The sequence below is a fragment of the Halobacillus naozhouensis genome (genome assembly GCF_029714185.1).
GTDB lineage: Bacteria > Bacillota > Bacilli > Bacillales > Halobacillaceae > Halobacillus_A > Halobacillus_A naozhouensis.
In genome coordinates this window covers 1,877,476-1,895,186 of sequence record NZ_CP121671.1, presented here as the reverse complement: position 1 = coordinate 1,895,186, position 17,711 = coordinate 1,877,476, and the positions used below count along the sequence as shown (strand labels likewise).

General features: G+C 42.8%; 18 protein-coding genes. All 18 read right to left on the bottom strand.

Annotated features, from left to right (window positions below; all coding sequences use genetic code 11):
• Positions 1-456 (bottom strand): cell division protein SepF, encoded by a 456-nt coding sequence (locus tag P9989_RS09995; RefSeq protein ID WP_283078607.1) that lies wholly within the window; start codon positions 454-456, stop codon positions 1-3.
• Between the two features lie 23 nt (positions 457-479).
• A complete protein-coding gene (locus P9989_RS09990; RefSeq protein WP_283078606.1) occupies positions 480-1,148 on the bottom strand; it encodes a YggS family pyridoxal phosphate-dependent enzyme in 669 nt (222 codons plus the stop codon).
• Positions 1,149-1,177: 29 nt separating this feature from the next.
• Complete coding sequence (gene pgeF / locus P9989_RS09985; RefSeq protein ID WP_283078605.1) at positions 1,178-1,993, bottom strand: peptidoglycan editing factor PgeF; 816 nt, start codon at positions 1,991-1,993, stop codon at positions 1,178-1,180.
• A 30-nt stretch (positions 1,994-2,023) separates the two neighbouring features.
• Entirely contained in the window at positions 2,024-2,302 is a 279-nt protein-coding gene (locus tag P9989_RS09980) for a YlmC/YmxH family sporulation protein (RefSeq protein WP_283078604.1), read from the bottom strand.
• 97 nt (positions 2,303-2,399) lie between these two features.
• Positions 2,400-3,179 (bottom strand): RNA polymerase sporulation sigma factor SigG, encoded by a 780-nt coding sequence (gene sigG, locus P9989_RS09975; protein WP_283078603.1) that lies wholly within the window; start codon positions 3,177-3,179, stop codon positions 2,400-2,402.
• A gap of 83 nt (positions 3,180-3,262) precedes the next feature.
• Complete coding sequence (gene sigE / locus P9989_RS09970; RefSeq protein WP_283078602.1) at positions 3,263-3,979, bottom strand: RNA polymerase sporulation sigma factor SigE; 717 nt, start codon at positions 3,977-3,979, stop codon at positions 3,263-3,265.
• A gap of 16 nt (positions 3,980-3,995) precedes the next feature.
• Positions 3,996-4,880: a sigma-E processing peptidase SpoIIGA gene (spoIIGA, locus tag P9989_RS09965; RefSeq protein ID WP_283078601.1), complete on the bottom strand. Its 885-nt coding sequence runs from the start codon at positions 4,878-4,880 to the stop codon at positions 3,996-3,998.
• Positions 4,881-5,665: 785 nt separating this feature from the next.
• Positions 5,666-6,826 (bottom strand): cell division protein FtsZ, encoded by a 1,161-nt coding sequence (gene ftsZ / locus P9989_RS09960; protein ID WP_283078600.1) that lies wholly within the window; start codon positions 6,824-6,826, stop codon positions 5,666-5,668.
• Positions 6,827-6,900: 74 nt separating this feature from the next.
• Positions 6,901-8,196 (bottom strand): cell division protein FtsA, encoded by a 1,296-nt coding sequence (gene ftsA / locus P9989_RS09955; RefSeq protein ID WP_283078599.1) that lies wholly within the window; start codon positions 8,194-8,196, stop codon positions 6,901-6,903.
• A gap of 177 nt (positions 8,197-8,373) precedes the next feature.
• Positions 8,374-8,742 carry a small basic family protein gene (locus P9989_RS09950; protein WP_283078884.1) on the bottom strand — a complete coding sequence of 123 codons (369 nt, stop codon included), beginning with the start codon at positions 8,740-8,742 and terminating at the stop codon, positions 8,374-8,376.
• A gap of 1 nt (position 8,743) precedes the next feature.
• Positions 8,744-9,463, bottom strand: a complete 720-nt coding sequence (locus P9989_RS09945; protein WP_283078598.1) for a DUF881 domain-containing protein — start codon at positions 9,461-9,463, stop codon at positions 8,744-8,746.
• Positions 9,464-9,468: 5 nt separating this feature from the next.
• Entirely contained in the window at positions 9,469-10,170 is a 702-nt protein-coding gene (locus P9989_RS09940; RefSeq protein WP_283078597.1) for a DUF881 domain-containing protein, read from the bottom strand.
• Positions 10,160-10,969, bottom strand: coding sequence for a cell division protein FtsQ/DivIB (locus P9989_RS09935; RefSeq protein ID WP_283078596.1), 810 nt, complete (start codon positions 10,967-10,969; stop codon positions 10,160-10,162). Before P9989_RS09935 ends, P9989_RS09940 begins: the two co-directional genes overlap by 11 nt.
• Before the next feature lie 348 nt (positions 10,970-11,317).
• Entirely contained in the window at positions 11,318-12,418 is a 1,101-nt protein-coding gene (gene spoVE, locus P9989_RS09930) for a stage V sporulation protein E (protein ID WP_283078595.1), read from the bottom strand.
• 69 nt (positions 12,419-12,487) lie between these two features.
• Positions 12,488-13,831 (bottom strand): UDP-N-acetylmuramoyl-L-alanine--D-glutamate ligase, encoded by a 1,344-nt coding sequence (gene murD / locus P9989_RS09925; RefSeq protein ID WP_283078594.1) that lies wholly within the window; start codon positions 13,829-13,831, stop codon positions 12,488-12,490.
• On the bottom strand, positions 13,828-14,814 hold the full coding sequence (gene mraY / locus P9989_RS09920; protein WP_283078593.1) for a phospho-N-acetylmuramoyl-pentapeptide-transferase: 987 nt from the start codon (positions 14,812-14,814) through the stop codon (positions 13,828-13,830). The genes murD and mraY overlap by 4 nt, the downstream gene beginning before the upstream one ends.
• A gap of 38 nt (positions 14,815-14,852) precedes the next feature.
• Complete coding sequence (locus P9989_RS09915; RefSeq protein ID WP_283078592.1) at positions 14,853-16,202, bottom strand: UDP-N-acetylmuramoyl-tripeptide--D-alanyl-D-alanine ligase; 1,350 nt, start codon at positions 16,200-16,202, stop codon at positions 14,853-14,855.
• Positions 16,202-17,677: a UDP-N-acetylmuramoyl-L-alanyl-D-glutamate--2,6-diaminopimelate ligase gene (locus P9989_RS09910; RefSeq protein ID WP_283078591.1), complete on the bottom strand. Its 1,476-nt coding sequence runs from the start codon at positions 17,675-17,677 to the stop codon at positions 16,202-16,204. The genes P9989_RS09915 and P9989_RS09910 overlap by 1 nt, the downstream gene beginning before the upstream one ends.
• Between the last annotated feature and the right edge of the window lie 34 nt (positions 17,678-17,711).

Here is a 17,711-nt window from a genome sequence, read left to right as displayed (position 1 = left end):
TTACCACCTTCTACTCGTATCTTCTTCTTCACCCATCAGCATTTCTGAAATCGTACCAGAGATCTCCACATTATCTGGTGTGCATAGAAATGTCTGGGCACCAAGTTTTTGAATGTCTCCACCTATAGCATAAACGGTACCGCTGAGAAAATCCACAATTCGCTTCGCTTGATGATGGTCGACTCGCTGCAAATTAATGACCACCGCTTTACGATTCACAAGCTGGTCAGCTATTTCCTGAGCTTCATTATACGTTTTAGGTTCACTCAGAACCATCTTAGAAGAAGACTTGGCACTTTTCAGGCTCACTACATTTTGATGTTCCTGTCTTTGCCTGTTTCTCTGCATAGGTGCAATTTCTTCTTCCTCTTCTTCACTATCCATTCTATCTTCATCCACATATTCATATTCATCTTCCAATGTAAAAAAAGATTTGAATTTGTTTTTCATGCTCATTCTGATCACCTCAGATATTTTTATTATCCTACTAAACTAGAACCGACTCGAATGTGGGTGGCTCCTTCTTCAATGGCTATCTCATAATCATTACTCATTCCCATGGACAGCCATTCGCAAGGAGCGTGGGCCAGTTGCTTGTCCCTTACCCGGTCACGTAAAGCACGTAGTTTTCTAAAAACGGCTCTTAATCCCTCTTCTTCCTCGATATGCGGGGCCATAGCCATTAACCCGACTACCTTAACTTTGTCATATGCCTTCATATCCTCAATGAACGATTCCACTTCTTCTAGCGGGAGGCCATGTTTCGATTCCTCCCCACTGACATTAACTTGTACAAAACAAGAAACAGGTTCTTCAGCCCGCTTATTAATTTCTTTAGCCAGGGAACGGCGATCTAAGGAGTGAAGCTGATCTATTTTATGGATCACATCTTTCACTTTGCGCGATTGTAGTGTACCAATGAAATGCCACGCAGCCTGATCCTCTATACTTTCATACTTTTCAAGGAAGCCTTCTTTCCTGTTTTCACCAAGATTCGTAATCCCGGCTTCCAATGCTTCCTTTGTCCTCTCAATCGAAACGTATTTCGTTACGGCGATGATCGTAATCTCCTCTGGATTACGATCACTTCTCCGGCACGCCTGCTCAATCGTTTTGTTCATTTTTGTTAAGTTTTCTGCCACAGTCATGTATGTATCGCTGCTCCTTTCACATTTACTTAAAGACCAATGTAAGCCAGCATTCTTCCCGTTTTCCCATGGTCACGCCGATGTGAATAGAATAGCTCCTCTTCATCAAACGTACATAAATTTGTCTTATAAATGTGGGATTCGCGCAAACCTGCATGTATTGCGATTTGTTTGTTTAGCTCTTTTAAATCTAACAAATATTTGTCAGATCCCGTAGGAATAGACACTTTCTTTTTATAAGCTTCGGGAATGTGCTGAATAACATGGTGGTCGACTTCATAATTTCGTTCACCAATGGCAGGTCCGATGACCATCCTTAGGTTTGCAACAGTGGCGCCCTGGCTCGTCAATGCAGTAACCATTCGCCCTGTCATATCATGCACAGTGCCTTTCCAGCCTGCATGGGCAATCCCAATCCATTCTGCTACTGGGTCGATGAAAAGAAGAGGAACACAATCCGCATAGAAAGCGGTAAGCAGAAGGTCTTTCTGATTGGTAATCAATCCATCTACATCAGCAATCGCTTGCTCCTTAGCAAATGCTCCTCTCCCTGCATCTTCCTGTTTGACCACATGTATGCCTGTGCCATGGACTTGTTGCCCCATCACCCATTGTTCTAATGGAAAGCCCAGATCATTTGCAAGTTCTTTGCGATTTCGCAACACGTCAGTTACCGCATCTCCAACATGCAACCCCATATTTAAGGAAGCGTATGGCACTTCACTATACCCGTTCTGTCTCGTCGTTATTCCTGCTTTTACGCCATATTCTTCTAAACACGATAAATGTCTCGACGCCTGGTGTTTGAAAGGCTCGGTCATTATACCACCTCGATTTCCCTCCATTTTACCACATCATTCACGCTTTTTCCTATTTCATTCGTGAGAATTTGACTTTTGCTGACTCTTAACTCCACTATAACTGGATTTTTTCACTAAAATAACATCTGCCCCAATGTTTACAATTTGGGCCCAGGGGATGACGACTTCTTCATCTTTTCCGAACAAACCCATCGCTTTTCCTTTTAAGGTGATGACTAATCCTTGCAACTGTCCTCTCTGGGTATCGATATCTAAATCTGATATATAGCCAAGACGTTCTCCCGTTTCCATCGCAATGACATCTTTCATTTGCAGCTCAGAAATTTTCATCACTTCACCACTCCTTTCTAGAGTATATGCACAAGGTGGTCAACTCTTTCTTTACAAAAAGAAAACACCGCCTGCATTTGCTTAGCAAGCGGTGTTTCCCTTATTGAAACATAGATGAATTCATTTCTTTAATCGCAGCTTTCTCTAACCTTGACACTTGAGCCTGCGATATTCCGATTTCGTCTGCGACCTCCATTTGCGTTTTTCCTTGAAAAAATCGTTTTGTTAAAATCATTTTTTCGCGATCGTTTAACTTTTTCATACCTTCTCGTAGTGATAGCTCGTCCACCCAATTAGAATCTTTTTCACGATCGTCCTTTAATTGATCGACAACAAAAATGGGATCTCCCCCATCATTATAAATCGGTTCAAACAAAGAAACAGGATCCTGGATTGCATCCATGGCAAAGACTACATCCTCATGAGGCACACCCATTTTTTCAGCGATTTCATGAGGAGCTGGATCCTTCGATGTTTCACCTATCATTTTCTCTCGCATTTGCAGTGCTTTGTAAGCTGTATCCCGAAGTGACCGGGAAACGCGAATGGGATTATTATCCCGCAGATAGCGGCGGATTTCCCCGATAATCATTGGAACGGCATAGGTGGAAAACTTCACATTGTGACTTAGATCGAAATTATCAATCGATTTCATCAATCCGATGCAGCCAACCTGGAACAAATCATCCCCGTATTCACCGCGGTTGTTAAACCTCTGAATGACTGATAAAACAAGTCGTAAGTTTCCGTTGACAAGCTCTTCACGAGCACTGTCATCTCCACTTTGCATTCGTTTAAATAGGGCCCGCATTTCTTTATTTTTAAGTACAGGAAGCTTTGATGTATCTACACCACATATTTCTACTTTATGACGTGTCAATGTAAGACCCTCCCAAGAAGCTGTAATCAGTTCTCAGTATCTCCTTGGGAGGAAAATTTATGCACATTCACACGTAAGAAAATCTATACCATTTTATCAAATTCACGTTGCAAGCGTCGGATAATTTTCTTCTCAAGCCTTGATATATAGGACTGAGAGATGCCCATCATATCCGCAACATCTTTTTGAGTTTTTTCTTTTTTTCCGATCAATCCAAAGCGCAGTTCCATAATTTCTTTTTCGCGGTCATTTAATTGGGTGAGGGCGGATTTAAGTAGTGTTTTATCAATCTTCTTCTCAATCCCTCTTGTAATTAAATCTTCGTCCGTTCCAAGTATATCTGATAAAAGCAGTTCATTTCCGTCCCAATCGACGTTCAATGGTTCATCAAAAGATACTTCGGTCTTCAGCTTATTACTTTTACGTAAATGCATCAAAATTTCATTTTCAATACATCTCGAAGCGTAAGTTGCCAGCTTAATTTTCTTCTCAGGATCAAAGGTATTCACAGCTTTAATAAGTCCAATTGTACCGATACTAATTAAATCTTCGATGTTCAGCCCAGTGTTCTCAAATTTACGAGCAATATACACGACAAGACGCAGGTTACGTTCTATCAGCATGGCCCGAGCTGCTTTATCTCCTTTAGGCAGCCGCTCCAGTAATTCCCGTTCTTCTTCTCGGGATAAAGGCGGCGGCAGTGCCTCACTTCCGCCAATATAGTAGATTTCGCTCTGCTTTATACCGAGCTTTATCAATAATTTATAAATCCATAATTTAAGTTTCAATTTCCACTTCATGAAAACTCTCCCTTCGCTAAGCCGTAATTCCCTTTAATGAAGCATGAGGGTGGATTAAAATCTGGTACATTTGGTCGTGTGTTAAGTCATGTTGCTGAACGCCCAGGAGTGGCTGATCTACCTTTAATTGACCTTCATTTGTATGAATGGTAATCGACTCGACAAAGAACGTAACCATTAACTGCCCGAGCGACCCTGCACCCTGATACGGGACGACACGGACCGCTGATTGAACTTCAGGTGACAGTTCCTCTAAGTGCTCCAATACTTGGTCTGTTTTTACGTACTCTAAATCCTGTTCGGCCAAAAGCTGTTTCCATACATGGAGGTCAGCCAGGAAAACCATTTTTTTGCTAATCGGATCAATCAGCTGGTTTCCACTATCCACTAACCCGGTACAATTTGCCTGTTTGCCATCAAAGCTGACGGTGACGTTATACAAATCTTCTGTCTTCATTTTGTGTGCTTGCACTTGTTCCATGCGCCATTTCGTAAATAGCCACGATAATGGAAAGCCGACACATACAAGCACCCAGCTGACCGGATCTCCATATCCAGAAGAAAAGGTGATCATGGTGCTTCCATCAAATTCAACTCGACTATTTAAGAAAAAATGAATCCCTAGTAGAGCGCCTCCGATCGCAAACGTTACAAAATAGAAAGTCAGCCATTGGATGATAAAAGATTGAATAGACTTAAAAGAAAACGCCATATAGATAATGATAAGCGAAAAAAATAACTTCCCTAATGCTGAAGTTAACCAGATATGAGGCATATACACCGTAATCGGAACGATGCAGGAAGCAAACAAGGCTGCGGCTATCAAACGTTTATTCGTCGTTTTCGCTCGAGTTAATCCTTGAGTTAAGTATAGAATCATTCCGTCCATGAAAACATTCAATGTCCAAACAGCATCAAGGTAAATCCTCCCCTCTCCTCTCTTAATGATTTATAAATTAGTATAAAGCCTGTCTATGTAAAAAGTCTGTCACATTTTGATTTGATTCAAAGCTAGTTTTGTTACTTTCTGTCTAGTGATTTTCGGGGATCTCAAAGATGATTTATGGAGAAAAATGAAGAATTAAGTGTGTAATAATTTTATTATGTAAACTTAATTATGGTTAATTAAACCAATTTCATGATTTAAGCCTCGTGTGCCCCAAGGGATTCAAAATGTAAAAAGAAAGCACCTCCCCAAGTCTAGTCAAGTATTTGAAATCACTTTTATTAGGTTAAGGGCAGTAAACTGGAAGGCCCAATTCCGCTATGGTTCCGTTTCCTTGGATGGAGATAGGAGGTCCGGGAAATCACTCGTTTTCCGTGGGCATGCGCTGAGCCTCCTCGGACTCCGTCCTCCGGGGTCTCACCTGCCATGTTTATCCCACAGGAGTCTCACAATTTCCCGGACCTCCTTGTGTTTGTGAGAAGAACGGAAGCACTTCAGGTTCACAGTACCCAAAACGACAGAAAAACTTCTTATGAGAAAACTGAAAATCTCTCTGTGACGCGGTTGTTATGCCACAGGTCTTTGCAAAACTATACGAGTCTGTGAAGTCCGCAGAATCGATTGACTAATACTAACGCTGGACGCACCCAAACTCATATAAACTTAACTGCTGTAAAATAGATCTCTGGGCATAAAAAATATCGCTGCCCCTCTAGGGACAGCGATATTTTCACACTTGTTTATCTGCGGCGATTACGATTACGTAAAAACGTTGGAATATCAAGTGTATCTTCTTCTTGATTAGGGCTTTGTCTCGGTGGTGTCTGCGGTGAAGCTGGAGCCTCACGGCGTGATTGCGGCTGCTCTTCACGAACGCGCTCTTGCGGGTTAGATTTCATTTGATTCATCATGTTACCGCGTGGTCTCTTCTGAGCTTCTGCAATTTGGGCCTCATCAAACCCAGTCGCAATAACCGTTACGACGATTTCATCTTTCAAATTTTCATTGATAACCGAACCAAAGATCACATTGACTTCCTGGTCTGCAGCCGAAGTGACAATATCGGCAGCTTCCTGTACTTCATAAAGACTTAAATTCGCTCCGCCACTAATGTTCATGAGAACGCCGTGCGCTCCATCAATGGATGTTTCAAGCAATGGTGAGGAGATCGCTTTTTTGGCAGCTTCTGCAGCTCGGCTTTCTCCTGTAGCAATACCAATGCCCATTAATGCTGAACCTTTATCAACCATGATGGTTTTGACGTCTGCAAAGTCAACGTTAATTAAACCAGGGACTGCGATCAAGTCTGAAATCCCCTGAACACCCTGGCGAAGCACGTTGTCGGCTTCACGGAAAGCTTCAAGCATCGGTGTGTTCTTATCAACAATCTCTAGCAAACGGTCATTCGGGATAACGATTAACGTATCTACACTGCCTTTTAAGCCTTCAATTCCACCTGTTGCCTGAGTGGAACGCTTGCGTCCTTCAAACGTAAACGGGCGGGTAACAACACCGACAGTTAAGGCTCCAAGTTCTTTCGCTACTTGAGCGATAACAGGGGCAGCACCTGTTCCTGTGCCTCCTCCCATTCCAGCTGTAACAAAGACCATATCGGCACCTTGAAGTGCTTCTTCCAACTGTTCCTTGCTTTCTTCAGCTGCTTTGCGGCCTACCTCTGGATTCGCTCCAGCGCCAAGTCCGCGAGTCAGTTTACCGCCAATCTGCATTTTCACTTCTGCTTTTGATAGATTCAACGCCTGTGCGTCTGTGTTGACAGCAATAAATTCTACACCTTGAACTCCGTGCTCAATCATTCGGTTAACGGCATTACTTCCGCCGCCGCCGACACCTATTACTTTAATTGTCGCTAGTGAATCCATGCTCGTATCAAACTCTAACATCTTCCGTTCCTCCTAATACACAAGATTACAAGATTTACTATGTCGAACGTTCCCATAAATATTTTCTTGTTACTTTAATCAAAGAAATACTTTAATAGGTTTTGGAACCCTGATTCTTTTTTCTTCTTCTTAGGCTCTTCTGTTTCTTCTTCTTTTGGCTGCTTTGCTGTCCGCTTCTGTTTTTTAGGAGCGGGCTGCTCATAATCCATAGAGACAGACGGAAACATCTCTTTCCCTTGTATTTTCGCATTACGATAAGCGAATTGCAATATCCCAACACCACTCGTGTATTGTGGCTCGCGTACACCAATATAATCTGGGATGGCTAATCGGATATTTGAATTAAATACATCCTGAGCCAACTCCAGTACTCCAGGCATATTCATCGCGCCTCCGGTAAGCACAAAGCCGCCCGGTAACTCACGTACACCCATGCGCTGCAATTCCTGGGCAGCAAAAACAAGGATTTCTTCCAGTCTTGCTTCAATCATATCAGAGATTTGCAATTGATTGAATGATTGTTCGCGATTACTGCCAATAATTGTGACAGAAAATGTTTCCTCTTCGTTCGCATCATCAAAAAAAGCATGTCCATGATCGATTTTAATTTTTTCAGCTTCCTCTGTAGAAGTTCTTAAACCAATGGACAAGTCTTTCGTCAAGTTATCTCCACCATAAGGGATCATACTTGTTCCTCTTAAATGGCCTTCATCGAAGATAGATATCGTCGTTGATCCACCGCCTACATCTACGAGAGCTACACCAAGATTTGTTTCATCTTCTGAAAGCGACACCGTACCGGTTGCCAGTGGCTGCAAACAAACATCGAGCACCTCTAACCCAGCTCGTTCCACACATTTCAATGTATTATGTAAAACGGTTTTCGCGCATGTAATAATCATGCCTTCCATTTCCAGACGAACCCCGATCATCCCCCTAGGATCCGTGATTTCATCCTGCCCGTCAACAATAAATTGCTGTGGGATGACATCAATAATTTCCCGTTCTGGTGGAATTGAAACTACCTGTGCTGCATCAATTACTCTCGCAATGTCTTCATTTCCAATTTCCCGAGTTTCACTAGAAACAGCTACGACCCCATGACAGGGCTGTAATTGAATATGATTCCCGTTCACACCGACTACTACACGGTCTATCTTCATATCTACCATTCGCTCTGCTTGTTCAACAGCAGATTTAATCGAATGTACCGTTTGGTCGATATCTACAATAGCGCCTTTTTTCATTCCATTTGATTTGGATGATCCAACGCCAATTATATTAAGTGAATCATTCATTATTTCTCCAATAATCACTTTAATTCGACTCGTTCCTATATCTAAACTTACTAATATTTCATTTTGGTTCACCAGTGACGCACCTCCTGTTACAAGCCATATAAGTACTAAAATCATATCGAATTTACAGATAAAAAACAATCGTTGCAATATAAACGTAAATGAATTGATAAATTAGGTAATGGAATCAGTGACTGAATAGAAATTATTTTATAATTATTATCTTCCACACCAGGGCGAAAAACCCTTTTATTTTTGCTTCATTTTCTTAATTTTTCGCGTATTAAGCCGCTGATCAATCACTAGCCTTCTAATTATCGCAATATTCTGAAATAAGCGCATCCCAAAGGCAAACACCGCTGCAAGGTACAGGTCTATTCCCAATTGCACACCGACAAAAGCAAGCAATGCCGCTAAAGTAACATTAGAAAAAAATCCGGTCACGAATACCGTCTCATTAAATGTTTTTTCCAAGCTGGCCCGTACTCCTCCTAACAGTGTATCAAATGCAGCTAAAACAGCAATAGACAGATAATCCTTATATTCTTCAGGCACAGTCAGGTTTGTCATCAAACCAACCGTAACCCCGACGATTAAAAACAGTACTGGGAGCCACATTCTATTCACTTGTCTCCCCCATTTCCCCTTTTTGTAACACCTCTAAATGCAAAGGATCTTCATACTCTGGCAAAGTAATGTTGTTCTGAATACTGACTTTCAATTCGAGGTTATCAATAGCAAAGTAATCTTTTGACTGACTCACTTCCATATAGTCTGCCAGCTTTTCAGGATTACTCGAAAGGGCATAGATGGTTACAGGCAGGGGTGGTAGAGGGCGATTGTTTATATAAGTATCCCCGTTTACACCTCTCACGGGTGATAAATTTGTGACCCGTTCGTTTCCTATCGCTATTTCCGTTGCTCCGAACTTGTTTAAATCATTAAGCAGACGAGTCAGGAGCTCGGGAGAAATGGAAGGATAAGTTTGCACTTCCTCTGTTTCTAGAAAAATCGGCACAACCTCAATCATAATTCCCGTACCTGTTTGCTGAGTCAGCCCCAGTTTCCGTTCGAGAGTGTGAATAGAAGATTTGAGTGTTTCAATTTGCTCATGTTCACTTTGCTTCTGGTACTTCTCAATCGTACGATCCGCTTTGGCAATTTTCTCCAATAGATCCTGCTGTCGAATTTGCTGATTTTCCAAAGCTTCTCTTATTTCCCATACATCCCTCGTCTCTCGCTCTACAGGTCCCGCCGTTGTTGTTTGATACTGAATTGCAATCATAAAACCAATAACCAGAAAAATAACTGAAATCATCCATGTTGTCCGTTTACTCATGCTGTTCACCCATCAGGTGTTACCCTTGCTTTCATTTTGATTTCATTTTCTTCTGTCATCTTAACATCAACATGCTCACTCTCTAGTTGATCTACTACACCCCGCGTTAAATCAAGACTTGAATAGAGAACTTCTGTGTCTCCGATCGCTGAAATCACGAATGGAGCAGGATGCTGAACACCATCCACCGTAATGACAGGACCGGTACAGGAGATGTAGCTGTCACTAAAAAAACGCTGACCATTAATGGAGACCGCTTTAGCCCCTGCGCTCAGCAGCTCATTAATTACAAGATGGATATGACTTTCATGAACCATATAGTCATTGATATTGCCGGATTCCGGGGTGTATTTAGCATCACGCAACGTAATGGTTACCCCTGGTCCTTTGACGGGTAATTCGCCCGCCAATAGCTGTAATTCCTGCTTTTCATCCACATAATCTGAAACCATTTGTTCAGACTGTGCCAGCTGGGTTTCAAACTCCTGAATTTCTTTACGCTTACTACTTAGTTCTTCTTTCAGCTGTTTATTCCTTTTCTCAATTTTTAACAACTGCTGCCGGTAGTAATATTCTTTTTCCCATTGAGTGTCGTTTAACTGGACCATTTTCGGTTCAGATTTCGTTTGCTGGTAGCTGTAAGCAACCAGAAAGCCTGAGCTGAGTAACACGAGCGAAAGGATAAAGGTTCTTCCTTTATGACTCATCCTCATTCTCCTCTGCGCCATCACCTTCCGTGTCTCCCTCTTCCTTCTTCGGTTCCGGATAGGCTTCGAAATAGGCTCCTACATCTATATGTACGATTCCCTCCTGATCCTCGCTCAGCTGGGATACAATCGAAGGGTAGGCTGGCATTTTACTAGAGAAGGTTCGTATTGAAGCCTGTACTTCGTACCCCTCATTCATGTAAAGGGTGATAAGATAAGGGTTGTCTTCTTTAGGAATCCAGTGAATCTCAGATATTAAACTGGCAATACTATTTGGAAGCTGTTTAAGTTCTTTAGACATTTCCTTTAAATAGGTTGCTTTCGTAAACCCTTTTAATATGGGAGCATCTCCGCCAGGAATTGCCATTTGCACATCGAGCTTTGTGCCATTTTCTAAAATAGGCTGAAACTTGCCATCCACTTGCACATATCCAATTCGTTCCGCTTCCTCTACCTCGATACGGATCGTGCTTGGCAAATTTCTCTTCACTTCCACATTAATAATCTGATTATGTGAGGAGATACTTGCTTCTATATCAGCTGGATCAACCTTCCAGAAATTCGTCGTATCGGTTATCCCGGACAATTCTTTAATTTTCTCGCTACTGACATAATTCTCCCCTTCGATCTTGATGTTGTGCACATGACTCAGCGGGGACTGTAAATAAACAACAATCGCAATTAACAGAAATAAAACGGACAAATATTGAACTAGCCTTCTATTCGCTTTTTTCTTTCTAACTTGTTTTAATTTAGGAATTCGATCCTCTATGGAAACAACTTTCTTTTTTTCTTCCATAATCAGCATGTCTCCTTGTTGCCTGATGCAAAACACTTCATCACAGCAAACTTCTAACTTTTTCAATACAATGGTATGAACTGATTACGCTCATGATATCACCCATTATATCACATAAACCCATGCGAATTAGGAACTAGTTTACAATTTAATACTTGTTTTTTCAAGCTTTTGTATAGGACTTCATGGGAGCGAATACCCCTCCCTCCCATGAACCCTACGTAACCGAAATAGACACCCAATTAGGTCGAATTACGAATGGAACTCTGAACAAAAAAACAGGATGTCGAGATTTTCTCAACATCCTGTCCATACAGCACTAGCATGCTATATGGTTACCGCCCCTGCCTATTTCGTTGAATAGCGGCTGACACTTAATAGCAAGCCAAGTGCGGCCAAGGTTAAGGTTAAAGAGGATCCTCCATAACTGACGAGTGGAAGGGTGATTCCGGTTACTGGAATTAAGCCAGTTACGACGCTGACATTAATCATCACTTGAATGGAGATCATCCCAACTATCCCTAGCGCCAGTAAACTCCCATATAAGTCCGGTGCATATAAACTGGCGCGGATTCCACGCCACAGCAAAATTAAGAATAGAAACAGAACCGCACTGCCGCCGAGAAACCCTAATTCTTCTGCTAACACGGAGAAAATAAAATCGGTTTGCGGCTCAGGCAGATAGAAGAACTTCTGCAAGCTGTTCCCTAACCCCACTCCGAGCAGTCCGCCCGGGCCAATGGCATAAAGGGACTGGATAATTTGAAAGCCGCTCCCAAGCGGATCTTCCCACGGATGCAAAAAGGCTGTAATCCGTTTAATCCGATAGGGTGCCGAAGCAATCAATCCGACCATCCCTGCTGCACCGGCGCCGGCAATCCACATAAAGTGGCTGATTCTCGCACCAGCTGTAAACATCATTACAAGACACGTGGTGACCATTACGACGCCTGTCCCTAAATCAGGCTGAAGCATAATCAGAGCAAATGGTACAAGGATCATGGCCAGTCCCGGAAGAAATCCTTCTTGGAACGAGACAATTTTCTTTTGTCTTAACGCTAAAAACTTAGCCAGAAAAATAATTAGCCCAAGTTTCATGAACTCAGACGGCTGGATGCTGAACATTCCGATTCCAATCCAGCTTCGTGCTCCCCCGCGGACCATTCCCACTCCCGGGATTAACACAGCGATGAGGAAAATGAGACAGACGATCGCGATCCATTTTGCATGCTTAAACCAAATATGATACGGAATCCGGGACAAGGCAACCATCGCGATCAAGCCTAATGTAGCAAACAATATTTGTCGTTTGGCATAATACCAAGCATCATCAAATTTATATTCTGACCAGATACTTGAGGAACTGTAAACCATCACAATGCCAATAAATAAAATACTAAGGATCGTACATGTCAGCCATATGTCTGGCTTTTTTTCATTTCTGTCCATTAAAAAGCCCTACCTCCCATATGATTTGGAAAACAGGGCTTGTCAAGCTTGTCACATGAAGCCCCTTACTTACAGCTTATGCACAGCTTGTTTAAACATATGACCTCTTTCTTCAAATGTACGATATTGATCCCAACTCGCACAAGCAGGAGATAACAGCACCACATCCCCTTCATTCGTGAAGCGATACGCGGCAGCCACGGCTTCATCCATCGTTTCAACCGCTTTGACGTTCTCCACCTGCGCCTGCTTTGCGGCCTCCGCCAGCTTGTCCTGTGTCTCCCCAAAGACGACCATGGCTTTCACATTATTCAAATAAGGGACCAGAGCATCGAAACTGTTGCCCCTGTCAAGACCTCCTGCTAACAATACTGTCGGCTGTGCAAACGATCTTAACGCATAGGAAGTTGCTAAAATATTCGTGGCTTTTGAATCATTGTAAAATAAAACGCCTCGTTTTCGCGTGACAAATTCCAGCCGATGCGTCACGCCCGCAAAGCTCGTCAGAATGGTTCGTATCGCCTGGTTTGAAATGCCTCTTATTTTAACAGCCGCAACAGCCGCCAGGATATTGGCCAGATTATGTTCACCCACCAGGACAATTTCACTGCGCTTCATGACTTTTTCTTCCTTATAGTAAATATACTCGTCATCAGCCCATGTCCCGTTCACTTTTTCAGTGATCGAGAAAGGAACATGAACAGCAGCTGCTTCCGGAAGGAATGACAATATCGCTTCATCATCCGCATTGTAAACTAAATAATCGTCTTCCGTTTGCTGGCTAATGATATTCGCCTTTGCCCGAAAGTAATTCTCCAATGTATGATGGTAGTCCAAATGAGCTTCGAATAAATTCAACCAGACAGCGATGTTCGGCTTAAACGTCTCCACTCCCATCAGCTGAAAAGAAGACAGCTCGATAACCATAGTCTCTTCTTCAGAAGTGGTACGAGCAACCTCAGAGGCTACTTCACCAATATTCCCCGCAATTGATACAGGCTGCTGATCAGCTTCTAAAAAAGCATGAATCAGTGTCGTGGTTGTTGTTTTACCATTAGAGCCTGTGACGCCAATTAAATCTCCCTGATGAAGCTGACCCGCCAGTTCAATTTCGGTGACGACAGAAATCCCTCGCTTTAGTCCTTCCTCTACAACCGGATTTTCATAACGAATGCCTGGATTCTTAACGATAAGATCGATATCATCAAGTATGTGGAGAGGATGACCTCCAGTGATCACTTCTGCTCCTTTGTTTTTGAGCCGTTTGACCAAGTCACTTTCCTCATCCGCTTTTAAATCATTGATCCTTACCGAAACCCCGCTGTCTAAAAGCAGCTCAGCCGCGGCTGTCCCACTTTTAGCAAGACCTAAGACTAACACATGCTTATACACAAAAGATGCCAAGCTTCTCATCCGAACATCACCTCAATATAAATACCGAGTATGGCAAAGAGTAGCCCCACCGTCCAGAATGTAGTGACAACACGCCACTCTGACCATCCTTTTAATTCATAATGATGGTGTAAAGGACTCATTTTAAATACTCGCTTGCCCGTCGTTTTAAAGGAAATGACTTGAATAATGACCGAAAGAGTTTCAATCACAAATACACCGCCGATGATGACGAGAAGCAGTTCAAGTTTAGTCAAAACCGCAATTATCGCAATGGCTCCGCCTAAGGCAAGTGAGCCAGTATCGCCCATAAACACTTTAGCAGGATGGGCGTTAAAGACTAGAAATCCTAACAGTGCTCCGACTACAGCAAGCGAAAAGATGGCGACGACTGTATCAGCTTCGCCATTCCACGCTAAAATTCCAAATGCTCCAAAAGCAATTGCTGCGGTGCCGGCAAGAAGGCCGTCTAAGCCATCTGTCAAATTAACAGCATTAGATCCACCAACAAGCATGATTAAAATTAATAGTCCATATCCCCATCCCAATTCGAACTCCAGGGAAGTTCCAGGGAGTGTAATGTATGTGGGGAAGTCATTTTGCTTTAACATCCAATAGACGACGATGGCAATCACAATTTGCCCGACCATCTTTTGTTTAGAGGTTAAGCCTAGATTTCGTTTCATTGCTACTTTAATATAATCATCGAGAAACCCTAATAATCCATAACCTAGTAGGACAAACAGCACAATAAATACCTTGACACCTTCTGCTTCTGGTAAAAACCAGAAAGCGATGATAAGCGTAGTCAGTGTGATTGCAATTAGAATCATCACACCGCCCATCGTAGGTGTGCCCGATTTCTTCTGATGAGATTGTGGACCCTCTTCCCTGATTTTCTGGCCAAATTTAAGGCGCCTTAAAAACGGGATAATGATCGGCGATATAACGACTGTTATAGCGAAAGCTAGTGCCATGGTTATAAAAAGTATGTAGTCGTTCATGTTTTTCCCCCTTTATCGTGATCGCTATCGCCTGCTCATCAGTTCGTTAAATCTTTCATTAGCTTTTCAAGTTTCATACCCCGTGAAGCTTTAATTAATACAACGGTCTCTGATGTTAGTTTATCTTGAAGCTGATCACTCAATTGTTGTTTTGTTTCAAAATGCTGGGCTTCGATGGTTGGATGATGTTCCTGGACCGCTGCTGAAATCTTATCAGCATGATCACCAATCGTATAGACAGCCTGAATTTGTTCGGTTATCGCGTCAGCGACGGCTTCATGTAATTCATCAGCATGGTCCCCCAGCTCAAACATATCTCCTAGCACAAGTACTTTATGTGTTTTCTGTTTTAAATGACAAATTACTTCAATGACAGCCTTCATTGAAGTGGGTGAGGCATTGTAAGCATCGTTAATAATCAGAGAACCCTGCTTACCTGCATGTTTCTCAAAACGCATACCTGACATTTCCAAGCGGGTAAACCCTTGATTAATTTCCGCTGGCGTCATTCCTAAAAAAGTAGCAATGGCTATAACGTATGATGCATTTTTAACGTTATGCCTGCCAGACAGCGGGACATGATAGTGAATACCTTCAAAAGTAAAGCTGCTGTCATGATCAGTCATTTCCACGTTCTGAATCTGCTTCCGGGATTTCTCAAAGAACCCGCAGGATACTGCAGAGGGTCCATATGAAGCAGCAAGCAACGGTTCATCACCGTCAAAGACAAATAATCCCCGCTCACTCCAGCCATCGAGAATTTCAAGTTTAGCGCGCTTAATATTTTCTCGCGAGCCTAAATATTCGATATGAGATTCACCAATATTCGTAATGACCACATGATCTGGTTTTGCAAGCTGGGACAGGAGGGAAATTTCACCTGCCTGATTCATCCCCATTTCAAGCACAGCCACCTCTGTATCTTTCGGCATGGCGAGGATAGTTAGCGGCAATCCAATATGATTATTATAGTTTCCTGCTGTTTTATGGGTTTTATACTTGACTCGCAAGATGGACGCTACAAGATCTTTCGTGGTTGTTTTCCCATTTGAGCCCGTTATCCCGATAACAATCGGGGCCACTTGTTCCAAGTAATATTTGGCGGCCTGCTGCAGCGCAGCAGTTGTATCCTTTACAAAAAATACCGGAAACCCTGACGGCAGGTTTTCAGGGAGCTCGTAGTTTTCCTGCCATAGAGCGGCGACCGCTCCTTGCTCAATAGCTTCTAATACAAAATGATGGGCATCAAATGACTCCCCGACAATCGGAACAAAGAGACTTTGTTCCGATTCTTTTCTCGTATCTGTCATAATGCGCTCTAGCGCAATAGCCTCTGTTTTACCGCTAAACTTCGGAAAAACGTTTGTTAATTCTTCAACAGTGAACATTAAGAATGACTCCCTTTTACTTTCAATAAAATATCCCTGGCCACTTCCCGGTCATCAAAGTCATACCGTACACCGTTGACTTCCTGATACGTTTCATGACCCTTGCCGGCAATCAGCACCATATCTCCTTCACTTGAGCTCGTAATAGCTTGTTCAATGGCCTGCTTCCGGTCCTCTTCCACTTCGAAATTGCCGTTCAGATGTGCTGTCATATCAGAGAGGATTCGCTCAGGCTCTTCTGTTCGTGGATTGTCTGATGTGAAAATAATATGATCGCCATATTTCATCGCCACATCGGCCATGAGCGAACGTTTGGTCCGATCACGGTCCCCACCGCAGCCTACCACTACACGAATTTGCCCAGAACAAAATTCCTTCATTGTTTTCAGCACGTTCTCCAATGAATCCGGTGTATGGGCATAATCTACCACGACTCCAAACTCCTGACCAGCTAGAACAGGTTCAAAACGGCCGCGTACTCCTTCTGTTTCTGCAAAAGATTGCTTGATCGTCTGCAAGCTTATTCCAGCAGCAAGAGCCGCTCCGGCAGCTGCCAGCATATTGTAAACACTGAACATGCCCATTAATGGACTTGTAATCTCAACTGTCCCTTTAGGGGTTTGCAGCGTAAATGAAGTACCTTTTTCGTGAAGATGGATGTTTGCCGCCATAATATCTGCCTGTTCATGAATACCATAAGTTAAAGTCGGTTTAGCCGTGGAACGGATCAGCTTAGGTGCCACAGGCGAATCAATATTAATAACAGCGAATTTTTCCCGCTCCACATTATACCCGTTTCCAAGCTGTGCAAACAATAGGGACTTAGCACGAAGATAATCATCCATATCTTCATGATAATCTAAATGATCCTGACTCAAATTTGTAAAAATAGCAATATCAAAGTCACAGCCATAGACGCGCCCCTGATCCAGGGCATGGGAGGAAACCTCCATAATCGCTGTTTCCACACCGCGGTCAACCATTTTACGAAAACTGCTCTGTAATGAGAGAGCGTCAGGGGTTGTGTTTTTCACAGGATACACATCCCCCGCTATATTCATTTGGATCGTTCCTATAGTTGCTGTCGTTTGCTGTTCTAGTCGAAAGATTTCATCAAGTAAGTACGTAATCGTCGTTTTACCATTCGTACCTGTCACGCCAATTGTGTAGACACCCTCGGTCGGATAGTTGTAATAGGCTGCTGCCAGCATGGCCAGTACCTTGGTCGTGTCGTTTACAGTGACGACGGGAAATTCAATATTCAAGTCTTCTTCCGCTACAATCGCCGCTGCTCCTTGATCAATCGCAGATGTGACGTAGGCATGACCATCCGTTTCAGCTCCGCGAATACATACGAACAAGTCGCCAGGGGAAACGGTTCTTGAATCCATCGTGACACCGGTTATTGTAATAGTATCAATTGATTGGTTGGTTTTATAAAATGGAACAACTTCTAATAATTCTTTCATCTTCATTCTAATCATCCTAACTTTCCCACATTCTCATTCA